Source organism: Lacinutrix iliipiscaria (assembly GCF_042686125.1).
GTDB classification, from domain to species: domain Bacteria; phylum Bacteroidota; class Bacteroidia; order Flavobacteriales; family Flavobacteriaceae; genus Oceanihabitans; species Oceanihabitans iliipiscarium.
In genome coordinates this window covers 875,061-898,962 of record NZ_JBHUOV010000001.1, presented here as the reverse complement: position 1 = coordinate 898,962, position 23,902 = coordinate 875,061, and the positions used below count along the sequence as shown (strand labels likewise).

The window sequence follows — 23,902 nt, the reverse complement described above, 5'->3', positions numbered from 1 at the left end:
AACCATTTTAGTTAAGCGAATTTAACTATTTTAAGTACGATTGCCAAAGGTGTTACCTTTTTAAATAACATAAAGAAAATAAAGATTATATGAGTACTAAAACCATTCCTTACGTCGCTAATAAAGTAAAAGATATTTCGCTTGCCGCATGGGGACGAAAAGAAATTGAGCTTGCAGAAGCTGAAATGCCAGGACTTATGAGTCTTCGCGAAGAATATAAAGATTCACAACCTCTTAAAGGTGCACGTATTGCAGGTTGTTTACACATGACGATACAAACTGCAGTTTTAATTGAAACGTTACAAGCACTTGGAGCAGAAGTGACATGGAGCTCTTGTAATATATTCTCTACTCAAGATCAAGCTGCTGCCGCAATTGCTGCTGCAGGAACCGCAGTTTACGCATGGAAAGATATGACTGAAGAAGAATTTGATTGGTGCATAGAGCAAACCTTATTCTTTGGTGAAGATAGAAAACCATTAAATATGATTTTAGATGATGGTGGCGATTTAACTAATATGGTATTAGACAAATATCCCGAATTAGCTCCTGGAATTAACGGTTTATCTGAAGAAACAACAACAGGTGTTCACAGATTATACGAACGTGTAAAAAACGGAACACTCCCAATGCCTGCAATTAATGTTAACGATTCTGTAACGAAATCAAAATTCGATAATAAATATGGTTGCAAAGAATCTGCAGTAGATGCTATTCGTCGCGCAACAGATATTATGTTGGCTGGAAAACGTGTAACGGTATGTGGCTATGGCGATGTTGGTAAAGGAACTGCTGCGTCTTTTAAAGGTGCTGGAAGTATCGTAACCGTTACCGAAATCGATCCTATTTGTGCTTTACAAGCTGCAATGGATGGTTTTGAAGTAAAAAAACTAGAAACTGTTATTGGTAATTCTGATATTGTAATTACTACGACAGGAAACAAAGACATCGTTCAAGGACGTCATTTCGAAGCCTTAAAAGACAAAGCCATTGTTTGTAATATTGGACACTTTGATAATGAAATAGATATGGCGTGGTTAAATAAAAATCATGGCCATACTAAAAATACTATTAAACCTCAGGTCGATAAATATAATGTTAATGGAAATGATGTTATTATTTTAGCAGAAGGTCGTTTAGTTAATTTAGGTTGTGCAACTGGACATCCAAGTTTTGTAATGAGTAACTCGTTTACAAATCAAACTTTAGCACAAATCGAGCTTTGGAATAACAAAGATGCTTACGGAAATGATGTCTATATGTTACCAAAACATTTAGATGAAAAAGTAGCAAAACTACACTTAGAAAAAATTGGGGTAGAACTTACCGAGCTTCGTGAAGATCAAGCCAGTTATATTGGTGTAACTGTAGAAGGACCATACAAACCTGAACACTACAGATACTAATAAACATTGCTTCGCTTAAGCGAAGATGCATCATACAAAGAAACCCTTACAGCATTGTGAGGGTTTTTTTATGTTTTATTATTTGGGCAATTGCCACGTCGTGTCACCACGCTTTCCGCTATATCTTTTTGTACCAAAAAGGATGCCGCTACAATCGTTATTGCAAAAGCCAAAATATCATATGTAGTTCTGAAAGAAAAAAAATATACTTAACTTCACCTTCTAAACATATTACATTTATGAATTTAAAAAAATTAACGCTTTTAATTAATGCTTTAGAAAATCATATTGAACATCATGAGGTTTCAAACGCCACTATTTCTAAGGCAAATGTTGCATGGCATATTGATCATAGTTTTAAAGTCATAAATAAAGTCTCATTATCACTTCAATCTTCAGACCCTTCTTTATATAAAAATAATTTTAGTGTTTTAGGAAAAATCTTTTTTACACTAGGTTTTTTCCCAAGAGGAAAAGCTAGAGCACCTAAATATGTAAAACCTCCAGAAGTTGTTTTAAAAGAGGACCTTATTCATCAACTTCAAGACGCAAGAGCAGCAATAAAGACTTTACCTCAGCTCGATAAAAATGCGTTTTTTAAGCATCCCATATTTGGTAATATTAATACTTCAAGAGTGACTCGGTTTCTAGAATTACATACCAATCATCATTTAAAGATTATTAAGGAGATTATGAGTAGATAATTATACTATTTCAGCAACCAAACCTGAATAAGTAAATCTAATTTTGGCTTTTTTAGTTTGACCTTTATCTAATTTTGACCCTAAATCACTTTTAACTTTTATCCATATAGACCCTCCAAATTTATTCGGTTTAAATATAAGAAACTTCCCTTTCGAGTGTCTATCTATTTTACCTGGAAATACCATAGATTCTTCATCTTCATCAAGCCAATAAACTTTATGGCTTAAAATTGCTCCTGAAAACTCATTTTTGAGTTCCACCAATTTTTTTCTTGCGGACTCAAATTGAAAACTATAATAATCAGCTACAGCATCATAGAAATAATACTCAATTGGTTTGTAAGCATTGTTTTTGAAAACAACTTTATTTATTTCATAAAATTTCAATCTATATTCTATTTCATGTAAATTATCACAATAAATTTTATATAACAACTTTAAAACATCTAAATTAAAATTGTATTCTTCCATCTCCAAAATTAATTCGTGCGGAAACTCATTACCTTCTCTTCTAACTTTGTAGTATTTTAATATTAAAGCATAAGGCCTTGTTTCTTCTTTTTGGTACATTTCATCTATTCTTTTTTGAATAGATACCTGATCCTTATTATAGGTTTTCTCAAATTGAACTTGAAGGTTTTTAATCTTTTCAATTCCATCATGTAAGTTGTCCGTTGCGAGTTCAAATAAATTTAAAATATTAAATTCTATTCTTGATTTCTCTTCATCACTCAATTTTATTTTTGATAAATACCACCAATAAATCTTAATGTAATCATAATAACTATATGACGAAGAGGGATCAATGATTTGCTTTATTTCGAACAAATCTATAGCATCATCATAGTATTCTTTTGATATTGAAAAGTCTTCATTAATAAAGTGTTCTCTAAATAACTTTCCATTTAAGACAGCCTTCCTATGAATCAAAATTGGGTTTCTATAATATCTATTTTCATTATAGTCATCAAAATCTTTGATAATATTTAATGCTTTTTCTAAATTCTTTATAGTACGACGTTTTTCAATATTCAAACTATAATTTATAGTAAAATTAAAATCATCATAGAACTTATCAAATGCTAAGTCATATAATTTACTTATTTGAAATAAATTAAATGTTTTAGAGGTTGATAATGCTTTGAATAAGTCAATTATTATTTTACTTGATACTCTATTATTATCAATACTCTTTACAATACTTTGATAATCTCGATATTCTTTGTCTTTATTACCTTTATAAACATACGTAATTAATGTATCTGATATCATTGCATGCTTCGTTCTAAAGTAAATATCTGGTTCTAAATATTGGCTTGATTCAATGTTTTCTTGTATCAAAATTCCGTGACCATCCATCCTGATAATACTCTCAACAAAAACTTCCCAATTCATCTTTAGAATTTTTTGCAACCAACTAAAAGGCATTAATATATTGTGTCTATATAGTAATGAAGTAAACAAAAAAGCTTGCTTACAATTATCAGTTAATTTATTATAAGTATCTATTAGTGATTGTTTATGTTTTCCCCCTTTTATTAAATCTAATAAAATTAAATACTGATCTGAATTAGAAAAATTCGAGTTAAGATATTTAATAATATCTCTTTTTGCTCTACCATCACGAAACTCAACAAGTGATTCGTTTTTTAAATAATCTAGCAAAAGGGAAATTTCATTTTCATTTAAAGCAACATCAATATTAAATTTTACTATTTGCGGTTTATGCTTAACTTCAAAACTTTTAAGAACATTCTCTCTGATTGACTGAATGAAAACAATATTTTTCTCATAGAGCTGGAAAGAGCTCAGTCTTGACCTTAATTGTCTTACATTTTTAAAATTAAAATCAAGTTCAGAATAATTAGAGAAGATTAAAATGTTTTTGAATTTAATTGATTCTATAAAATTTTTAAAAGCATCAATATCCAATTTTAAAAAATCTGTAATCTCCAATGCAATTGTCGATTCTAAAGTATGTAATAAAAGATTTATTATTCTGTAAGTAAATGTTGTTTTTCCTGTGCCATAACTACCATAAAGATATATTAATGGATATATAGTATCAATATTTTTAAATTGTTCAAGTATTTTTTTATTTATCTCTTGAAGTTTATCAGTTTTTACTACATCATAATTTTTGCAAACAATAGAAAAATCTGGTTCTGCTCCTAGATAAAAATCTTTTCTCGATAGAGTTGTGGAAAAGTCTTTAAGGTTTAATGGCTTAACAAAACTCTCAACTTTATATAGTAATTTACTTTCTACTCCTTTAATACTCTTGAAAACATTTCTAAATTTAGACCTAGATTTAATATTAGTTTCATAAAACTTTTCTTCCCACTTTGAAAACTTTCCAAAAAAAGCATCACTATCCTCTTTTATTATTTTAAACCCTTTTGATTCTAAAAAAGATTGATTAATTTCATCAATGTATGGATCAACATAATAAATATTTCTATGATCTAACTCTTTAAGAAATTCTTCTAAAAAAAAATTCCCAAAAGCGTCTTTAAGTGAATGCCCTATGAATAGAAACTTTACATCAGGACTTATCGATTTCAGCCTTCCAAATAATTTTCTATAATACTTTTCTACACTTTTAAAGTCTTGGGAAGAAAACTTTAAGTCGTAGTTGCTAATATCTGAAATGCAGCCATGCAACTTTATGTATTTGAGTTTTGAGGACATAATATAGTCATCCCATTCCTTTAAATTTCTTATTACATCTAAACTATCTCTTTTATCACTCCCAATAAACGCCTGTTCGATTAACATGTCAACGTTAGTAGTTATAATTGCCTTCCAATTAATACTTGATATAACTTTATGGTAATTCTCTACTTTTAGCCTTCTTAAATATTTTACTACTAGACTATCAAAGTGATTTCTAGAATACTTACCATTAGAAAAAACCTTGTCTACAAATTCTACGATATCATTACTTTGATATGCGATATTTTCTTCATCTCTATAATAATTCATTAATTCTTTACTAAGCATTTTTTTAGAGCCTACTGCAGCCCCAGCTCCTGTAATAAGCACAACCTTATTTGCTGTTATTTGCTCAAAAAGATTTTCAAGCTGAGAGTCATTATTATTTGTCATGAAATTATAGTTTGAATATCTTGTAATTTATTAAAGATTTTCCATAAAAAATAAAAACCCTCTCAAATAAATTGAAAAGGGCTTTTAAAAAACTCAATCTAAAATTATTGTGCACTCCAACCTCCATCTAAAACAAAGGAAGTTCCTGTAATGGTTGTAGAGCTATTTTTTGCTAGTAAAATCGCCATATCTGAAATCGCTTCTAAAGGAACAAACTCTTTTACAGCTTGCTTTTTAAGCATCACTTTTTCAATCACTTCACTCTCTGTCATTTGATGTGCTTTCGCTTGATCCTTTATCTGTCCTTCAACCAAAGGTGTTTTTACATAACCAGGACAAATAGCATTACTGGTAATATTAAATGGCGCACCTTCTAAGGCCATTACTTTGGTCATCCCAATCACACCATGTTTAGCAGTAACATAAGCCGATTTAAACTCGGATGCTCTTATACCATGAACAGACGACACATTAATTATTCTTCCAAATTTTTGCTTCTTCATCTGTTTCCAAGCCGCTTTAGAGGCGTAAAAAACGGCATTCATGTTAATGGCTATAATAGCTTCGTATTTACTATTAGGGAAATCTTCAATTGGTGATACGTATTGTATTCCTGCATTATTAACGAGTACATGTAAGTGTCCAAAAGTTTTGATGGTTTCATTAACTAAGCCTTCAATAGCTTCTGGTTGTAATAAATTAGCATTAGAAAAAGCAGCTTTTATATGGTGTTTTTCTGCTATCTTTTTTGCAATTTCTTCACCATTAAGTTCTAAACCATGAAACATAATATTGTAACCTTCCTTAGCAAAATGATTTGCAATGCCTAAGCCTATACCACTAGTACTTCCTGTAATAAGAACGGTTTTATTCTTCATCCTCTAAAAAATTTTGAAGCGCTGTATTAAACGCATCTGGTTGATCTAAAACCACTCCGTGTCTAGAGTTTTTTATTACCACTAACCTAGCATTTGAAAGTTTATTTACATAATTTTCTTTAAAAGTAACCGAAGTATAATCCATATCTGAAGAAACAACTAAGGTTCTCGCTGTGATATCTTTTATTGCATCTCCTAATCCCCAAGCCATCAAGGTGACAAACGATTTATAATATGCATTATAGTCGTTGTTTTTGCATCGAGTTTCAAATTCATTCCTTAAATCAATTTGATGTTCTTCAGGAAACATATTAAATGAAATTTCATGAGCTAAGGACTCTAATCCTTTTGTTTCTAAAAATTCAATTCTGTTTTTTAAAAGATCTACTCCTGTTTGACCCATATCATTAAAATCTGGACCACTATTTACAATAACTATATTATCTATATATTCTGGGTGACTTGCTGCCATTTGAAAAGCAACCGCTCCTCCCATTGAAAAACCAACAATAGTTGCCTTTTTAATGTTTAATTGGTCTAAAAACTGTTTAATATCTTCTGTCATTAACCCTACTCCATAATCATTTAATGGCTTTGTAGAATTACCATGACCTCTTAAATCTACAGTAATGACTCGATATTTTTTAGAAAAGAAAGGGACTTGAGCGTCCCAATCTTTTTTTGTGGATCCTAACCCATGAAGTAATAGAAGCGTGTTTCCTTTTCCATAATCTTCATAGTCAAGTTCTATATCATTAACATGTACTTTTGGCATGATTTAGAAACTAAATTAGTTGTTTGAAGTTTTCTTTTTAAAGAAGTTCACTTTATATTTTAATTCAAAAGAAACTAGTGTTTCAACTATAGGCGAAGCTACAAATTCTCTGTTTTTAGCATTGAATAAATTTGTAATGCTTAAACCTAAAGACAGGTTATCATTAAAGTTATATCCTGCATTTGCATCTACTGTAAAACCTCCTAATTGTCCGTAGTTCCATGTTCTACCTACTTGCGCATCTTCAACAATTTCATTGACTCCATCTCCATCTTGATCTTGTGTTTCTGCAGCTACATTTATCCCAGAGAAGAAATCGTATTTTTCTACAAATCGTCCATAAATAGCTCCATAAAATTTACCTTTATTGTAGTGAAGTCCTAGGCTAAATTTATGATTAGGTGTGTTAATTGGCAATTCACTTTCTAAAACTTGTCCATCTAAATTTCCATCATTGTCAAGATCATTTTTATCTAATTCACGACCAAAATAGGAGTAGTTAAAAGAGGTTCTAAAACTATCATTAAAATAATAATTCAAGCCTATATCTAACCCATAAGTATCAACATGACCAAAGTTTAAATACGTTAATATAAAAGAACCATCAGAGCCATCAACAACATCACCAATTGGTTGGTCACCAATATGTGTTACATTATTGCCATTTGCAGCATCTGCAATATTACGCAATGGACTTATAAAATTATCCGATTGATTATAATAAGCATTAGCATCTAAAAATAAGTTATCTGATAGCTTTCCTTTATACCCTATTTCATAAGAGTGAATAGTTTCAACATCTAATTTTTGTATTTTAGTACCATCTGTTAATGTAAATCCTTCTCCATTTCCTAAAACTAATCCTCCAAATAGGTTTCCTTTAAGATTTAAAATAGATGGTACTGCAATACCTTTACCATAAGTTAATCTAAATGTTCCGTTATTTATTTTTTTAGTAACTGCTACTTTAGGAATAAAATTAGAACCATATAATTCGTGATTATCTAATCGTCCTCCTAATAAAAATCCCCAACCTGAGTCTGATAATTTATATTCTAATTGCGTATAAATCCCTGTTTGGTCTAAATCTATTCCGTCTTCATCTAAAAGGTAAGTTCCTCTAGAGTCTGCCATATCTAATTGATACTGAGCTCCTAAAGTTAAATAGAAATTACTCCAGTTGTTATTGTATTGTGCTTCTGCATTAAAACGTTTTGAGGCATCTTTAAAAACCGCACCACGTTGTAATACAATTCCGTCTCCTTGATTAGGACCTGTTTGAAACCATTGCTCTGTAAATGAACGATCACGAGCTTCTTCTTCTGAGAAGCCATTTTCTATAAATGACACGTAATTTTGTGTTCTTTGGTTCATAGCATAAGTATCGTCTGTATTACTCCATGTATAATATGTATTTGCAAAAAAGTTTTTAGATACAAATTTTAATTGAGCGACATCGATACTCCAGTCTTTTATCTGGTTACGACCTGCATTTGTAACCGCAATGTTGTTATTATTACTGTGCCCATAATACCCAGATAATTCAGAACCACTTGTTGGCTTGTAGAACAATGAAGCGCCATATTTTTGTGTATCGAAATCACGATCTAAGTCAAGTTCTTTGTATGCTGTTGTGCCAACATAAACACTATCTACATAGTTAAACTCTTCTCCTTGAGATCTTTCAAAATGAATTTTGTAGGCAAATTTGTCGTTTATTATTTGAGCGTGTCTCAATCTAGCTGTAACCACTTTTTGGTTTCCAGCTCCAATAGCAAAAGTAGTTCCTTCAGATTGTCTAGGGTTTTTAGTTATTGTACTTACAAGTCCATTGTGTGCATTTGGACCATAAAGTGTTCCGTTAGGACCTAATAATATTTCTACTCGAGAGATGTCATCTTTAGTTACTGTAGAAAACGATCCCATTGGTAAACCTGTAGCAATTAACGTGGATAATCTATCATCTGTTACTTGTAAGTTTTTAGAATTGAAAGCAGAATTAAATCCTCTAATATTAATTCCTGTTCCTAAAACACCACTTCTTATAAAATCAACCCCTTTTTGTCTTGCTGCCAATTCACCAACATTAAAACTAGGAAATTCTTCAATGTCTCTAGCGGAAATTACATTGACTGTAGCTGGGACATCTGTAATTTTTTGAGGTTTTTTACCTGCAGTTATTATAACTTCATTTAAAACATTATTAGATTCGTTTAAGGTCACATTTAGTTGTGTTACATTTCCAGAAGTTACTGAAACACTTTGATCTAAAGTTTCATAACCTATATAAGAGATTGACACTTCGTGGGTTCCTTCAGTTACATTTTCAATGGTGAAATTTCCATCAAAATCGGTCACACCTCCTTTGTTCATACTTTTAATAAAAACTGTTGCGCCAGACAAAGGCATACCGTTTTCTTCAGTAATAGTTCCCTGTATACTTCCTGTGTCTTGGGCATTTACCACCAAAGAACTAATTAAGGTCAGTAAGAAAAGTAATTTTTTCATAATTAAAAATATTGTTTTAAGTTAGATTATGGTGGCAATCTATTAGGAAAAAGAAAAAAAACAGGAATAAAAACATCTAATGACAAGTATGACTTTTAACTTAAAAAAAATATATAAATCAAATTAATCCTAAGTTTACTAGTTTTTTATAGCAATACATTAGATGTATGACTTTAGTTTAAAAAAAGCCTCTGGTAAATTATTTGAAAGCGTATCAATGACCTTTACCATTAATTGTTTTTGATTTTTTGTTGGTTGAATATCGTTAAGTGGTGCTTTAATTTCCTCTAATAAACGTGAAGAGTTTATTTTGCCTTCCATGTATCTGGAAAGTGAAATACTCCATGAAATGTTAGGCACATAATTACTTTGTTTTTGTCGTTCACTTTCCTTTTCTATTAAATTAAATTTAGCAGCATATTTAAGCACTTCTTCATACTTTTCTTGTATGATCAAAACATTAATAAATGATGTGAAAAAATGATGCCAACGATGTTTTAACACTTCATTTTTGTACTTTATTAAAAATGTTTTTGCCGTAGCCTCTGCAAGATTATTTTTTTGTAATTCGGATAGTACTCGAATGAGATAAGAACAATAACCAATTTTTTGATGATAATTATGTGTTTCTTTATACAGTTCTTTATACTTTTCTAATAAGGTAAAAGCCTTTTTCGGACTGTTATTTCTTAATAAAATAGCGACCAAATTATTCAAATACATTAAAGTATCGTTATTATTTTGTCTGATAGATAAATAACCATAAAATTCTGCTATTATAAATTCGTCTTGTTTAGAATGTAGCAATACACGACTTGCATAATAATTAGAAAGTAAACGTCTGGAATACATTTCTCCTTGACTAAAATAATAGTCAATCTGATCAAAAATTGCTTTTAACTTAGCATTCTCGTTATAATTAGTGTAGATAAACGCGAGTAAAACAAATGCTTGATATCTATTTTTACCATCTATATTTTTATCATTAAAAACTTCAAGCAGCCATGCTTCTAAATGTTTTGTTTCGTTATTATTAAGAGTGTATTGGTTTGTGATTTCTGTAGTCGCTGTGTATAATTTTTCATTAATGTCTTTAACTTGTATATAATGTGTTTTATAAGCTTCAATAAAATCTGCTATAATTTGATGATCTTTGTAGCGCATTCTAACCAACAAATACGATTTATATTCTTTGGCTAAATCATATAAATTCTGAAAATTAAATTCAATAGTTTTATAGGTTGAAACATAGTGTAGAAATTCTTTTTCTTCACTAGATGATATGGCATCTGTAAGTATTTTTTGCTTTAGAGACATTAACCAGCCAATGGTTGCATCCACATCAATATTCGCTAACTTTTTTTCAACCCAATCTTTAATATAAGAATATTTGCGTTTATTAATGGAGGTATCAAAATCAATAAATTCTTTTTGAGATAAAGCATTAGATATTAACAATTTTATAATCTGAAGCTTTTCTGAATCTATAAATTGATACTTAGTTTGCAGGTATTTAGCTTCATTTGGCAGGATGGTTTTACTAAATTCAGTAAACTTTTTAAGCTTAGTTTTCATTGTACATCAAATAAAATGATAATGATAAGTTTAGCGTTAATAAGCATCAATAAATTGTTGAATAAGCATATTAACTTCTACAGGTTTTTCAAATTGCACAAAATGACCAGCGTCTTTTACAAAGGCTACATCTACACTCTTAATTTTTTCTGAGGCTATTTCCCCAACAGCTTTAGTTGTTAAATTAGGATTAAGATAACGATTAGGAATAAGCATATCCTTATCTCCAAAAACAACTAATGTCCTTTGAGATATATGCTCTAAATCATTAAATACAGGATCACTTAACATCCCAGAAATACTACGAACAATAGCTTTACAATGCGCATCAAAATCTGATGCTAATTTAATTTGCTTTCTATCATTAATCATTTTAGATGTTTCCTCTGGTAACTTGTAAAAATTTAAAGCATAATTCTTTTCAATTTGTTCATCTGTAGTGTTTTTTACCATTTCTTCAGTAAAAAAGCTTTTTAGCATATTTGCATTCGCTTCAGAAAATTGTTCTAAGCCAGCTGGTGCAATTAAGATTAATTTTTCAATATCTGTTTTATAGGATGTTGCTAGTTTTATCGTTGCTTGTCCACCCATAGAATGTCCAACAAGAATGACATTTTTCAGCTCTAATTCATTTATAAACTTGTGTAGTATTTCAGCAAAATAGCTAGGCGTATAATCGGCTTCTGGTTTAGAGGACTTTCCGTAACCTGGTAAATCTAAAGCAATACATTTATAATGATTTTTTAAAACTTTTATATTTTTAGACCATGCATCAGAATTACTACTCAATCCATGAACAAACAATAATGTTTTTTCTCCAACACCTTCATTAATATAACTTATTTCAGTATTATCAATTGTGACAGCGTATGTTTTAAAATCATATTGAGAGATTATTTCCTTCATAAGTTTATCTGATTTTTGCGAAAATATAGTTGTTGTAATTAAAGTAAGAATAAATAGTAACGTGAGTCTTTTCATTGTTGTGATTTAATAGTATTAAAATAGTGATATAGTTTTTTTCTAGACACTTTTCCTAAACTAGTTAAAGGGATTTCATCTAGAATAAATAAGTGTTTTGGATGTTTAAAAGCCACAAGGTTCTCTTTTAAATACTCTCGGATTTGCACGACTGAAAGCGTGTCACTTTCTGTAGTTACAAAAGCCATACCACACTCTCCCCATTTCTCATCCTTTACACTTAAAACTACAGCTTTCTTTATCCCTTTTATTAATTCTAGTTGCACTTCTATTTCTTGTGGATAAATGTTTTCTCCTCCAGAAATATACATATCATTCTTTCGTCCTTTCATATACAAAAACCCTTCTTCATCATAATAGGCGAAATCACCTGTAAACAGCCATCCTTTTTTTATTTTACTACTAGTTTTAACCGAATTATTCCAATAACCAGGTGTTACGATATTCCCCTTAATACAAAGTTCTCCAACTTCATTTGTCTTAACTATTTCTCCATTTTTATTCACGATTTTTAAATCTAAATAAAAGTTAGGCTTACCAATAGAATTTGGCTTAAGCTCTGCCATTTTATGATGTAATGAAGTAATACTTGGTCCTGCTTCAGTTAGGCCATAACCAGGTCTTATATGAATGTTTTTTTCGTTTTTCCAGTAAGAAACAAGTTCAGAAGGCACTTTTTCTCCTCCAGAAATGATGTAACGCAATTTCTTTAAATCGACCTCTTTAAAAATTGCTGTTTTTTGCATCATCAACAACATCGTTGGCAAAGCCATAAATAATGTGGTCTTATTGAGTTCTAAAAGACATAATATTTTTTCGGCATCAAACTTTTCTAACATGCCAATATGTGCACCTTTGTGTAATAATGGTGTAACAAAAATATGCCACCCAGAAGTGTGATAAGGCGGTAAGGTATTTATTGTTGAATCTCTAAACGTAATGCCTAATTGCATGGATGTATTTAAACTGTTCCAAAACATCATTTTATTGGTGTAAATAACACCTTTGGGTGTACCAGTAGTTCCAGAAGTATAAAATATAAATAAAGGGTTGTCTTCTTTAATCTTAAAAGCTTTTTCTGAAGTGTTTTCTGAGTTATGAAAAAAATATTCTAAATCTTTAAAGGATATTTTTTTTATATTTTGAAGTGGTAATTGTTCTGCCTTATCATAATGATTTTCGTTTTCTATAAACAAACGAGGTGTACAGTCTAAAATAAGTTTAGATATCTCATTTACAGATAATCGATAATTTAAAGGAACAATAACTAATCCCATGCGTTGACAAGCTACAAAAAGAACAATGTATTCTAAACTGTGTTCTGCCAAAATAGCAATTCTATCTCCTTCTTCAAGATTGAGTTCAATAAATTTATTAATTAATCGATTGGCATAAATATGTAAATCACTATAGGTATAACTTTTATTGGCGTCATACGATGTTATAGCAATCTTTTCGGGAGTATAATCTGCCCATTTAGCTGTCCAATCTAACGTGTCCACTTTTTACTTTTTTAGAATCTATTTTATAAATAATATAACCAACTATTAGTGACGTAATTATTCCAATTGCTGCAGATACTCCAGGGTTATTTACGGGTTCTTGCATATAAGGCGTTATTCTTCCATAATAAATACCAAAATGAACAATAATTGCAGTAATACTAGCAATAAAAACCGCCCTTGTAGAAACATTATTTAAAAATGTACCAAAAAGAACAGGAACGAAAGCTGCAGCAAAATAAGCATAAACACCATTTTGAGCAAAAATAGCCACACTTACATTAGGATTTTTAATTTGCTCCCAACTTAATAAAAAACTCACAACACCAAGAATAACAATAACAATTTTATTGATTGTAATTGTTTTTTTAATAAATTTCTCTTTAAACAAAGGGTTTATAATATCTGAAGTAATAGTAATAGACAAGGATTGAATTAGGCTCTCTAAAGTTGAAAGGCCTGCAGAAATTAAGCCAACGACAATAACTAAACCAACACCTACAGAAAATTTAGTAACCACATACGTTGGTATAATTTCGTCCATTCTTAATTTCTCGCTGTTAACAATAAAATCAGGAAAACTAATTCTTGCATATAAACCAACAATCACAACTAAAAAGAATACAACCATAAAGGCTATACCACTAAATAGATATATGTTAATTTTACTAGAATCTTTTAATAAAAGGGATTTTGTAATGATATGAGGCTGACAAACAATAGCAACGCCAATAACAATTTGAGTTAGAATGATTTCAAAATAATCTCGAAAAAGAAAGCTCGAGGCATTAGTAGGTTTTGTTAAGTTAGGGTCAATTGTATTTAACCGATCTAGGAAGCCAGTAATGCCATCTGTGAAATATTCAGCCCCAGAACCTATTAAAATGAGTGCAACAACACACATAATAATGGCTTGAATCGTATTGGTATATACCATTGAATTTGCACCACCAAACATCATATAGCCAAAAACAAAAGCCGTAATAGCCATTAGAACATAAAAAGGATCTGCATTAAGTGATTTAGAAATGACTTGTGTAAGCCCAACATTAATAAGTACAATAAACGTAATAAGTAAAAGCGCAATTACACCAAAGAAAAATGCATATTTTTTACTTTTATAGCGTTTACCTATCCATTGCGCCATGGTTGTGGCTTTAACAGCAACACCTTGTTTAACAAAACCTTTTGTGAAAACAATTAAGGACACAAATGCAGCAATTGGTAATACAATAGCAAACGATATAACTCCTGAAATCCCATAGAGAGCGATAAAACCTGGGTTAATAATAAATGTTGCCGCACTAGTCATTGAAGCAGCTAAAGACAAGCCTACGACCCAAGCCGGAAAACCAATATTACCAACAGCATAATCTTTGATATTTGTGTTTTTCTTAGCGCCTCGAATGACAAAATACAATATTACGGCAGCATAAATAGCTAACAAAGCCCACATATAAGTAACTAATTTGTCTGATGCTATCATTTTGATTCTTCTTTAAAACAAATAACCAGCTTTATATTATTTTGATCTTAAATATCTACTTTTTCAATGGTGTGACTTTTTCAATTTAAATAATTAAAATCTTCCATAATACTTTCAATATATAATAAAATTATTGGTGTGACTTTATTTTGTCGACAAAATCATAAATTTTTGGCATAAAAAAACACCTTTACTTCCTATAGGTAGAAGTAAAGGTGTTTAGAAATCTTTAGGTTAAAATTCCTAAGCCTCAAAAGGCTCAATAGAAACGTAAGACTTATTGTCTTTTTTCTTTGTGAATTTTACTAATCCATCTACTTTAGCGTGTAAAGTATGATCTTTTCCTTGGTATACATTTTCACCTGGATGATGTGTATTACCACGTTGTCTTAGGATAATGTTCCCTGCAATAGCAGCTTGTCCACCAAATATCTTAACACCTAAGCGTTTCGATTCTGATTCTCTACCATTTTTAGAACTACCAACTCCTTTTTTATGAGCCATTGTCTTAAGGTTTTATATTGTTAAACTTAGTGTAGTTAGCAATTAAGCTTTTCCACCATCTAATTCGTCTTGCCATTTTTTAAGCTCGTCCCACTTACCATCTGCAGCTAATTTAGCTTGTGCTGGCCAAGTGTCTGTAACATGATTACCACGAACATCAGCTATAATCTCAGAGATTTTTTCGGCCTTTGTTTTAGCCAAATCTGCAAACGTTGAGATTCCTGCCTCTACTAAAGTAGATGCGATTTTTGGACCAATACCTTCGATCTTTTTCAAATCATCTGCTTTAGCTGTTGCTTTTTTAGCAGCTGGCTTAGCTTTAGGTGCAGCAGCTTTCACTTCTGCTTTTGGTTCAGCTTTTTTAGTTTCTTTTTTTACTGGAGCAGCTTTTTCAGTTTTAGCTGGCTTAGCTCCTGAAGCTACAATGCTTTCAATTACAATTTCCGATAAGGCTTGTCTGTGTCCATTTTTTACACGGTAACCTTTTCTTCTTTTCTTTTTGAAGACTATAACTTTATCACCTTGAAGGTGCTTTAAGACTTTTGCACTTACTTGTGCTCCGCCTATAGCTGGGGCGCCTACAGTTACTTTGTCACCATCTGCAACTAAAAGAACATTATCGAAAGAAACTTTCTTACCTTCTTCAGTTTGTAAACGGTTAACAAAAACCTTTTGGTCTTTTTCAACTTTAAATTGATGCCCTGCTATCTCTACAATTGCGTACATAGCGTAACGTTTTTATTAATTAATTTGTTCAAAAAATGAGTGCAAATATACTGCTAATTAATTAAACTACAAACGTTTTATGAATTTTGACTAATTTTTGCATTGTTTTTAAAAACTTGCATAAATGTAAGAGACAAAATAGCAGTAGATGCCATGCCTTCTATTAGGATTACAAATATTAAAATACCGCCACCGTAACTCATATCTTGAAACCAATCTTTTAACAAAGCATTCATAAATGCAGTATCCAAGTGAAACATATAAATACCCATGAAAAGCGCAAAAATAAAAGTGGCTAAAAAACCTGTTAGTAACCCAACTTTAAAACCATTAATATAGTTAAAGGTTGTTCCAGAGATAAGCTTATAACGCTTTATCGCTATGTAAATCCCACAAGCCATTACTAAACCATTTAATAGCCTAAACCATGGGTTAGTGTGTAAATCTAATAATTTAATGATTAAAAAATAGGCAATGAGTCCTATCGTAGTAAGTATGCCATATTTAATCGCTACAGATGCAGAAGAGTTCATATCAAAAAAGCTTTTATGGTTATCTTTCTTCAATTTCGTGAAAATTTGTCATTTAAAATAATTTTTAGCCTAACTTTTTTTGATATTGTTAACAATAAAGACCTATTGATTTATTACTTTTGAAAACCTGTAACATTTCTAATAAGTTATAGACATATTTATTTCAAACTATATAAACTAAATACACAATGAAAAAAAGCATTTTAGCTTTAGCTTCTTTATTTCTAGCTGGTTTTTCAGTTACAGCTCAAGAGGTTAAGTATGAAGAGTACGATTTAGATAACGGCATGCATGTTATCTTACATCAAGACAATTCGGCTCCTGTAGTAACAACTTCTGTTATGTACCATGTAGGTGCTAAGGATGAAAACCCAGAACGTACTGGTTTTGCACACTTTTTTGAGCACCTTTTATTTGAAGGTACTGAAAATATTCCTCGTGGAGAATGGTTTACCATTGTAAGCTCTAATGGAGGAAGTAATAATGCGAATACCACAGACGACAGAACATATTATTATGAAGTATTCCCATCTAATAGTGTTGAACTTGGCCTTTGGATGGAGTCTGAACGTTTATTACATCCTATTATTAACCAAATTGGTGTTGACACCCAAAATGAAGTTGTTAAAGAAGAAAAACGCTTGCGTGTAGACAACTCTCCTTATGGTAGATTTTTTGAAAATGTAAAGAAAAACATGTTTAAAAAACACCCTTACAGATGGACTACTATTGGTGAAATGGCTCATTTAGATGCTGCTACTTTAGAAGAGTTTCAAGCTTTTAACAAGAAATTCTATGTGCCAAATAATGCCGTTTTAGTAGTAGCTGGAGATATTGATGTTCCTGCAGTTAAAAAAATGATTCAAGATTATTTTGGACCTATTCCTCGAGGCGCAGATATTGTAAGAAACTTCCCGAAAGAAGACCCTATAACTGAAGAGATTAGAGCTAAGGCTTACGATCCAAATATTCAAATTCCTGCCATAGTTGCTGCTTATAGAACACCTTCAATGAAAGATAGAGATGCTTATGTTTTAGATATGTTATCTACTTATTTAAGTGATGGAAAATCTTCAAAGCTATACAAGAAGCTTGTTGATGAAAAGAAAATGGCTCTACAAACAGGTGCTTTCAATAATAGCCAAGAAGATTATGGCACTTATATTCTATTTGGTTTACCTCTTGGAGATGTAAAACTTGAAGATTTAATTAAAGAAATTGATGAGGAAATTTTAAAAGTTCAAAATGAATTAATTTCTGAAAAAGACTATCAAAAACTTCAAAACAAATTCGAAAACCAATTTGTAAATTCTAACTCTAGTGTTTCTGGAATTGCTAACTCTTTAGCAAGATATTACATGCTTTATGGGAATACAGATTTAGTTAATAAGGAAATTGATATATATAGATCTATTACTAGAGAAGATATTCAAGCGGTTGCAAAAAAATATCTAAATCCTAATCAGCGTTTAGTTATGGAATACTTACCAGAGGATAAAAAAGAAGACCAATAAAATTAAAAATATAATAGAACAAATGAAAACTAAAATATTTACATTATTAACCTTGTTTTTAGTATCTGTTGGCGTAAACGCACAAATTGATAGATCTAAACAACCAAAACCAGGACCTGCTCCTAAAATTTCTTTAGAAGTTCCTGGCGAATTCGAATTACCAAACGGATTAAAAGTGCTTGTTGTTGAAAACCATAAATTACCTCGTGTATCTTATAGTTTAACTATTGACAATAAGCCTATGCTCGAAGGAGATATCGCTGGAGTTTCTGGCTTATTAGGAAGCATGTTAGGAAACGGAACGACAAATATTCCTAAAGATGCTTTTAATGAAGAAATAGACTTTCTTGGTGCTAGAATGAACTTTAGCTATAGAGGTGGATTTGCTAGCTCATTGTCTAAATATTCTGATAGAATATTAGAACTTATGGCAGATGCAGTCATTAATCCTTTACTAACCGAAGAAGAATTTCAAAAAGAAAAAGACAAGTCTATTGAAGGTATAAAATCGAACAAGAAAAGTGTAGACGCTGTAGCTGGACGTGTTGGTAGTGCTTTAGCTTATGGTACTCACCATCCTTATGGTGAATTTGTGACAGAGGAATCTGTGAGCAAAGTTACATTAGAAAATGTGAACGCTTTCTATCAAAAATATTTCAGTCCAACTAACGCTTATTTAGTGGTTGTTGGTGATGTTGAATTTATGGATGTTGAAAGACAAATCACAAAACATTTCAGCAACTGGAAAAGCAATATAGATATCGTAAGCACTGTTCCTGAAGCAATGCCTAATGTAAACTACGCGCAAATCAATTTTATAGATATGCCTAATGCCGTACAATCTAATATCTCGCTTACTAATAATGTTGATTTAAAAATGAGCGATGCAGATTATCATTCGGTCTTAATTGCAAATAAGATTTTAGGTGGTGGATTTAATAGCTACTTAAATATGAATCTTCGTGAAGAACATGGCTATACTTATGGTGCACGTTCAAGTGTTGGAGCTGACAAATATGTAGCGCGTTTTAGAGCTGGAGCTTCAGTTCGTAACGCTGTAACTGATAGTGCTGTAGTTCAAACATTAAAAGAGATTAAGCGTATTAAAACCGAACCTGTCTCTGCTGAAGCATTAGCAAATGCTAAAGCTAAATATGTTGGTGATTTTGTTTTAGCGCTTGAAAATCCACAAACTATTGCACGCTATGCTCTAAACATCAAATTAAATGATTTACCAAAAGATTTTTATACAACTTATTTGCAAAAAATTAATGCGGTTACAGCAGAAGATGTTAATCGTGTAGCTAACACCTATTTCAAGCCAGAAAATGCTAGAATTGTTGTCGTTGGTAAAGGAAGTGAAGTTTTAGAAAACCTAGAGAAAGTTACTTTTGAAGGAAAAAAAGTTCCTGTTAAATATTTCGACACTTACGCCAAACCAGTTGAAAAGCCTAACTATACTATTGAAATGCCTAGTGATATAGATGTTAATGCTGTATTAAACAAGTATATTGATGCTATTGGCGGAAAAGGGAACCTTACGAATGTAAATTCTGTACTTATTACTGCTGAAGCTGAATTACAACCAGGCATGATGATGAATTTAGAAATGAAAAAAACATCTAAAAATCAATTCGCGCAAGAAGTTACTGCAATGGGACAGTCAATGATGAAAAAAGTTGTAGATGGTGAAGCTGGCTACGTAGTAATGCAAGGACAACGTACTGATATGAGTCCTGAAGATGTTACTAAAGCACAATTAGATAGCTCTCCTTTCCCAGAAGTAAACTACTTAAATGGTGGTGTAACTTTAGAAAAAATTGAAGATGTTGATGGCGAAAAAGCATATCGAGTTAAAGTTTCTGAAGAGCAAACTAATTTTTATAGTGTTGACACTGGATTAAAAATTAAAGAAGAAAAAGCTACTGAAATGGGTACTTCTTCAATATTCTTTTCAGATTATCAAGAAATTTCTGGTGTGAAATTTCCATTTAAAATTAGCCAAACTATGGGCCCTCGTAAATTTGATTTCTTAGTTAAAGAAATTAAAGTAAACGAAGGTGTTACTGATGCTGATTTTGACTAAAGAAATCTAAATGAAAAATTAAAACCACGCTTGATAAGCGTGGTTTTTTTATACACGCCTTTGGGATAAATAAACACCTATTAAAATAATACCAGATGCAAAAGCTTGTAAGAGACTAAAACCCTCCCCATCCAAAATACCCCAAGTTAGAGCTACAATAGGCATTAAATAAGTTACAGATGAAGCAAAAACTGGCGTAGACATTTGTACCAACTTATTAAATAATACTTTGGCTAAAGCTGTTCCAAAAAAAGACAAAATTATAACATAGACTATAGATGTTGTTAATTCGGGTTTAGTCAATGTCGCTTGATCAAAAAAGCCAGTAAACAATAATACGACTATTGCAGGAAGGATAATAACAACGTAATTTCCTGTTGCTATAGCTAGCGGTTTAACGTCTTGCAGATAACGTTTAATAATATTCACATTAGCTGCATACATTAAAGTAGATATAATAACATATCCAGCATATAAATAATTCTGTTCTGGATTTAACTCAGCACCTTTAAAAATTAATATTACAGTTCCTATAAAACCAATAATAACACCAAGCACCTGCCTTTTGGTTGAAGCTATTTTAAATACGGCAAAACCCATTAATATCGTATTTAAAGGCACTAATGAATTTAATATAGAAGCAACAGCGCTGTCAATTTCAGTTTCTGCGATAGCGAATAAAAAAGCAGGAATAAAAGACCCTAAAAAACCAGAAATAGCAACCCATTTCCAATCCGATTTTTTTAAAGATTTAATACTATTATAGCCAGCAATAAATAGAAACAAACCTGTAATTATAGTCCGCAAAGCACCTAATTGATATGGACTTAAGCCAATTAACGCCTTTTTTATAAGTATAAAAGAAGTGCCCCAAATAACTGACAAAATGATTAAATAAACCCATTTTTTGTTAACTGCAAACATATATAACTTGTTTAATAGCACAAAAGTGATACTTTTTTACACAATTAACGTCAAATAATTATTAGATTTGCAAACAATTGAATAACAAAAATTTATATCATGCAAACAATAAAAAATTTATTATTAGTTGCAGTAATAGCATGCACTGCTTTAAGCTGTAAAAACGAAACTAAACCAGAAGTTAAAACTATTGAGTCGGAAGTTGTTTTAGAGACTGCTAAAGCTGATCTAGACCCAAATGCAACTTATGCAAAAGCGGAGTTCACAATTGAAGGTATGACTTGTGCTGTTGGATGTGCTAAAACTATTGAAAAGAAATTAGCCAAAATGGAAGGTGTAAAATCTGCGAAGGTAGATTATGACAACAAATTAGCTATGGTAGAGTTTGATAATGCTAAAGTAACAACAACAACTTTAGAAGAAACCGTTAAAAAAGTTGGAGATACCTACACCGTTAAAGAAATGAAAACTGTTGAGTCATTCTCTGCCAAAAAAGCATGTACTGCGGATTGCAAAATGGCTTGTTGTTCTGGTAAAGATATGAAGGAATGTACTGTAAAGTGCTCTCCTGATTGCACAAAAAAAGACTGCGAAAAATGTGCTGAAAAAACAGCTGAATGTAAAAAGAAGTGTGAAGCTAAAAAAGCTAATGCCTCTTTAAATAATAAAACGGCATGTGCTGTAGATTGTAAAAAAGCATGTTGTAGCTCTGATAAAGCAAAGGCTTAGTTTTTTTAACTATATAGAATAATAAAAGAAGGCTTCTCAATGAGAAGCCTTCTTTTATTTCCATGCGACACTTTCCATTAAGCGTCTAATATCGTTTTGCAAATAATTAGCTGCGGGAAGTATAGAGTCGTAATTAGGTTTTGCATAAAAATATAATGAGCCAGTTAAAAAATGGTTAGTACTATCTGTAACATAAAATTGTGATTGAGAAGCTGCATTACCACCAACTTCATAGAACATACCATACACTTTTCGTTCTATATTATCATAAGGCCTTTCAGAAATCTCATCTGCTCTTTGGGTGTGTTTTTGAGTAAAATTTTGTGCATCACGTAAATAGTTAATCAGTTTTTCTTCACTACCATTAATTGCTTTATAAGTCAAATAAATAGTGCCTTTTAATGCTGGATATTCTACATCAATACCATAACTATCAACATCACCTTGAAGCTTTCGCGTTTTAATGTTTGTCGCTAATTTATTTTTATCAAAAGTAAAAGGTAAATCTAGATGAGTCTTAACATAATCTGGAACTGGATAATCTAAACGCAGATAAGCATGAGGCTTAGGTGTGGTATCGTTTCCACAAGAGAAACATAAAATTAATAAAATTACACCTAGATATCGCTTCATATTTATACAGTTTAAGGTATGGTTACTTTAACACGTTTTATCCTTTTATTATCTAATGACTCAATAGTAAAAACGTAATTTTCGAAATTTATTTTACTATTCACTTTAGGGAAACTCCCAGAAATTTCTAAAACAAAGCCAGCAATGGTTTCTGCTTCGCCCTTATTATTTTCAAAAATAGTGTCTTCTTCTAATTTTATAACTTTATAAAAATCTTTTAAAGCAGTCTTACCTTCAAAGACATAATTGTGTTCATCAATTTTAGAATATATTAATCCTTCGTCATCAAATTCATCACTAATATCTCCAACAATTTCTTCAATAATATCCTCTAAAGAAATTAATCCAGAAGTCCCTCCGTATTCATCAACAACGACTGCCAAGTGTACTTTTTTCTCTTGAAATTCTGCCATCAAATCATCTAACTTCTTATTTTCAGGAACAAAAAATGGTTCCCGTAAAAGGGTTGTCCAATTAAATTGTTTTCTATCTATGTAAGGCAATAAATCTTTAACATAAAGAATCCCTTGAACGCTATCAATACTATCTTTATAAACCGGAATTCTAGAAAAGCCTTGTTTAATAATTTCTGGAAGAATCTCAGTGTATTTTTGTTCTACATTTAACGCAAAAATATCTATTCTTGGTCGCATAACCTGTTTAGTATCTGTATTCCCAAAAGATACTATACCTTGTAATATTTTCTGTTCTTCTCTGGTTGTATCCTCATCGCTAGCGAGCTCTAAAGCTTGAGAAAGCTGATCTACACTTAAATTAGATTTTTGTTTGCCTAATTTACTGTGAATTGCAATAGTTATACTTCGCATTGGCAAACTTATAGGCGAAAAAATAAAATCTAAAACACGTAAAGGATAAGCCATAAAAGTGGCAAACTTAACTTTGTTTCTGCTCGCATAAATTTTTGGTAAAATCTCACCAAAAAGAAGGATTAAAAACGTAACAACTACAACTTCTAAGATAAATTTTAAAACTGAAGAACTTATACTTTCGAACATAAAATTACCTAAATAGGCAAACAGAATGACTATTGCTATATTGATAAAATTATTTGCTACAAGAATGGTAGCTAGAAGTTTTTTTGGTCTTTGTAATAAGCGTGAAACTATCTTTAAGGGTTTAGAATTCGCTTCTTGTCCTTCTTCAATATCGGAAGTGGTTAAAGAGAATAAAGCGACTTCTGCTCCAGAAATTAATGCTGAGCAAAATAAAAGCACAAATAAGAGCACATAACCGCTTACAATTGAAAAATCAATTGTCATCATTAATATTAGTAAACTCGAGGGTTCGGGATCCAATGATTAAATTATTT

General features: G+C 31.1%; 19 protein-coding genes. 5 read left to right on the top strand and 14 right to left on the bottom strand.

Annotated elements, in window-relative coordinates:
* Positions 1-89: 89 nt before the first annotated feature.
* Complete coding sequence (ahcY, locus tag ACFS5M_RS03930; protein ID WP_183486026.1) at positions 90-1,406, top strand: adenosylhomocysteinase; 1,317 nt, start codon at positions 90-92, stop codon at positions 1,404-1,406.
* A 239-nt stretch (positions 1,407-1,645) separates the two neighbouring features.
* On the top strand, positions 1,646-2,110 hold the full coding sequence (locus tag ACFS5M_RS03925) for a DUF1569 domain-containing protein (protein ID WP_183486024.1): 465 nt from the start codon (positions 1,646-1,648) through the stop codon (positions 2,108-2,110).
* Here the strand turns inward: ACFS5M_RS03925 and ACFS5M_RS03920 are convergent, their stop codons facing one another.
* The 11 genes from ACFS5M_RS03920 to ACFS5M_RS03870 form a co-directional block, all read right to left on the bottom strand.
* The gene (locus tag ACFS5M_RS03920) at positions 2,111-5,218 is read right to left on the bottom strand and encodes an SIR2 family protein (RefSeq protein WP_183486022.1); all 3,108 of its coding nucleotides are present in this window, start codon (positions 5,216-5,218) and stop codon (positions 2,111-2,113) included.
* A gap of 104 nt (positions 5,219-5,322) precedes the next feature.
* Positions 5,323-6,096 carry a 3-hydroxybutyrate dehydrogenase gene (locus tag ACFS5M_RS03915; RefSeq protein ID WP_183486020.1) on the bottom strand — a complete coding sequence of 258 codons (774 nt, stop codon included), beginning with the start codon at positions 6,094-6,096 and terminating at the stop codon, positions 5,323-5,325.
* On the bottom strand, positions 6,086-6,871 hold the full coding sequence (locus ACFS5M_RS03910; protein WP_183486018.1) for an alpha/beta fold hydrolase: 786 nt from the start codon (positions 6,869-6,871) through the stop codon (positions 6,086-6,088). Before ACFS5M_RS03910 ends, ACFS5M_RS03915 begins: the two co-directional genes overlap by 11 nt.
* A gap of 15 nt (positions 6,872-6,886) precedes the next feature.
* Positions 6,887-9,379, bottom strand: a complete 2,493-nt coding sequence (locus ACFS5M_RS03905) for a TonB-dependent receptor (protein WP_183486016.1) — start codon at positions 9,377-9,379, stop codon at positions 6,887-6,889.
* 159 nt (positions 9,380-9,538) lie between these two features.
* Positions 9,539-10,954, bottom strand: coding sequence for a hypothetical protein (locus ACFS5M_RS03900; RefSeq protein ID WP_183486014.1), 1,416 nt, complete (start codon positions 10,952-10,954; stop codon positions 9,539-9,541).
* 36 nt (positions 10,955-10,990) lie between these two features.
* On the bottom strand, positions 10,991-11,935 hold the full coding sequence (locus ACFS5M_RS03895) for an alpha/beta fold hydrolase (RefSeq protein ID WP_183486012.1): 945 nt from the start codon (positions 11,933-11,935) through the stop codon (positions 10,991-10,993).
* Complete coding sequence (locus tag ACFS5M_RS03890; protein WP_183486010.1) at positions 11,932-13,437, bottom strand: class I adenylate-forming enzyme family protein; 1,506 nt, start codon at positions 13,435-13,437, stop codon at positions 11,932-11,934. The genes ACFS5M_RS03895 and ACFS5M_RS03890 overlap by 4 nt, the downstream gene beginning before the upstream one ends.
* Complete coding sequence (locus ACFS5M_RS03885) at positions 13,412-14,923, bottom strand: sodium:solute symporter family transporter (protein WP_183486008.1); 1,512 nt, start codon at positions 14,921-14,923, stop codon at positions 13,412-13,414. The genes ACFS5M_RS03890 and ACFS5M_RS03885 overlap by 26 nt, the downstream gene beginning before the upstream one ends.
* A 243-nt stretch (positions 14,924-15,166) precedes the next feature.
* Entirely contained in the window at positions 15,167-15,427 is a 261-nt protein-coding gene (gene rpmA / locus ACFS5M_RS03880; RefSeq protein WP_183486006.1) for a 50S ribosomal protein L27, read from the bottom strand.
* 42 nt (positions 15,428-15,469) lie between these two features.
* Positions 15,470-16,153 (bottom strand): 50S ribosomal protein L21, encoded by a 684-nt coding sequence (gene rplU / locus ACFS5M_RS03875; RefSeq protein WP_183486004.1) that lies wholly within the window; start codon positions 16,151-16,153, stop codon positions 15,470-15,472.
* A gap of 77 nt (positions 16,154-16,230) precedes the next feature.
* Positions 16,231-16,719 (bottom strand): DUF4199 family protein, encoded by a 489-nt coding sequence (locus ACFS5M_RS03870; protein ID WP_379897923.1) that lies wholly within the window; start codon positions 16,717-16,719, stop codon positions 16,231-16,233.
* Positions 16,720-16,874: 155 nt separating this feature from the next.
* Here ACFS5M_RS03870 and ACFS5M_RS03865 point away from each other — a divergent pair, with 155 nt between their 5' ends.
* Positions 16,875-18,200, top strand: a complete 1,326-nt coding sequence (locus ACFS5M_RS03865) for a M16 family metallopeptidase (protein WP_183486002.1) — start codon at positions 16,875-16,877, stop codon at positions 18,198-18,200.
* 22 nt (positions 18,201-18,222) lie between these two features.
* The gene (locus ACFS5M_RS03860; RefSeq protein ID WP_183486000.1) at positions 18,223-20,286 is read left to right on the top strand and encodes a M16 family metallopeptidase; all 2,064 of its coding nucleotides are present in this window, start codon (positions 18,223-18,225) and stop codon (positions 20,284-20,286) included.
* 48 nt (positions 20,287-20,334) lie between these two features.
* Here the strand turns inward: ACFS5M_RS03860 and ACFS5M_RS03855 are convergent, their stop codons facing one another.
* A complete protein-coding gene (locus ACFS5M_RS03855) occupies positions 20,335-21,210 on the bottom strand; it encodes a DMT family transporter (RefSeq protein ID WP_183485998.1) in 876 nt (291 codons plus the stop codon).
* Between the two features lie 99 nt (positions 21,211-21,309).
* Here ACFS5M_RS03855 and ACFS5M_RS03850 point away from each other — a divergent pair, with 99 nt between their 5' ends.
* Positions 21,310-21,939 (top strand): heavy-metal-associated domain-containing protein, encoded by a 630-nt coding sequence (locus ACFS5M_RS03850; RefSeq protein ID WP_183485996.1) that lies wholly within the window; start codon positions 21,310-21,312, stop codon positions 21,937-21,939.
* Positions 21,940-21,993: 54 nt separating this feature from the next.
* Here the strand turns inward: ACFS5M_RS03850 and gldD are convergent, their stop codons facing one another.
* Together gldD and ACFS5M_RS03840 are read right to left on the bottom strand one after the other, a co-directional pair.
* Positions 21,994-22,572 carry a gliding motility lipoprotein GldD gene (gldD, locus tag ACFS5M_RS03845; RefSeq protein WP_183485994.1) on the bottom strand — a complete coding sequence of 193 codons (579 nt, stop codon included), beginning with the start codon at positions 22,570-22,572 and terminating at the stop codon, positions 21,994-21,996.
* Positions 22,573-22,583: 11 nt separating this feature from the next.
* Complete coding sequence (locus ACFS5M_RS03840) at positions 22,584-23,888, bottom strand: gliding motility-associated protein GldE (protein ID WP_183485993.1); 1,305 nt, start codon at positions 23,886-23,888, stop codon at positions 22,584-22,586.
* Positions 23,889-23,902 lie beyond the last annotated feature (14 nt).